This is a genomic window from Clostridium beijerinckii HUN142 (assembly GCF_000621745.1).
GTDB lineage: Bacteria > Bacillota > Clostridia > Clostridiales > Clostridiaceae > Clostridium > Clostridium beijerinckii_A.
In genome coordinates this window covers 1-1,340 of record NZ_JHXK01000062.1, presented here as the reverse complement: position 1 = coordinate 1,340, position 1,340 = coordinate 1, and the positions used below count along the sequence as shown (strand labels likewise).

General features: G+C 26.8%; 1 rRNA gene. It reads left to right on the top strand.

Annotated elements, in window-relative coordinates:
- Nucleotides 1-92: ribosomal RNA gene (rrf, locus tag T483_RS30225) — 5S ribosomal RNA — on the top strand; the annotation flags it as partial.
- Between the last annotated feature and the right edge of the window lie 1,248 nt (nucleotides 93-1,340).

Genomic DNA, 1,340 nt, shown 5'->3' with positions numbered 1-1,340 from the left:
CACTCCTTCCCATTCCGAACAGGAAAGTTAAGGTCTATAGCGCCGATGGTACTGCATGGGAGACTGTGTGGCAGAGTAGGACGTTGCGAGGTAAGTACAAAAGATAGTTGTAATGACTATCTTTTTTTATTTACATTTTTAATAAAAAGAAAACATTAAATCATTGTTAATAACAGAAGAGTCTAATCATTCTCATAACCCCTTCATTAAATTCATTTCTGGACTATATGATAGTAAGAACATTAATTCAAGCATTTTTTCCGTTAAAAAGGCATTTTTCTCGGCTGTCCTTTTATAAAACAGTTTTTTTGTATTAACTGATAATCCCTGATCATCTCATCATCTTCAAATAAAATAGTATCAACTAAATTATTAAGCAATTTTTTTAGAATTTCAAAATAATTTTTAAATTTTTCTTATTTTTCTTCATCAGCTTTTGCTAGCTCCGCCGGCGTAGTCAATATTTAATCCGGGTAATCCTTTAGATTTATAACTTTTTATATAAATTTAAGCAGTATGCTCACCTATATTTACCATTTTGGGTATTTTTCTATTTGTAAACCCGTCGAAATATTTAGGCAATACAGAATATCGTTAGTATAATCTTATATTCTTTGTACATTTTAAAGCATTTTTTTATTTCACCAATTTCATCTTCATGTTTGGTAATTTTATGCTCTTATAAGGTGAGTAATATCGAAAAATAAATTTTAATTCATATAAAATTATGTATTAATATAATTTTATCTTCATAAGTTTTAGATAAAATTAATTAGAATGTATGTAATATATTATCTTAAATAATAAATCTAATAAATTATTCAATTAAAAATTTCATTAATAAAACTTTATATAAGCATAAATATATGTAAATTAACGATAGTTAGAGTAGCAAGGATTAAGATATCTAATCTAAAAGAGATATACAAATATACTAGATTGGGTCAAATTAGAATGACAACTATTGCTAGCGTATCAATATGTATAAGAGCTAGAATAATGGTGAATTATAGAGAAAAGTGATAATAATTATACTTAATGATAAGAAAACAAATAATATGAAAATAGTAGAGGTGTTAAGATAAAACACGTCGCTAAGAGACATAAACAAAACAACTTAAAAGGAAAAAGATTTTCTAAAAAGGTTGTTGACAATGTCGAATGGTGATGGTATGATAAAGATCCTCGCTAAGAGACGCATAATTAGTAACTTATAAACTGATAGAACTGTCTAAAATGAAGTTCAGAAAGTTTTTAAAAAAAGTTATTGACAAGATTCGAAAGCGGTGATATACTGAGTAAGCTGTCAGAAACGACAGATAACAACAAAACATTACAAC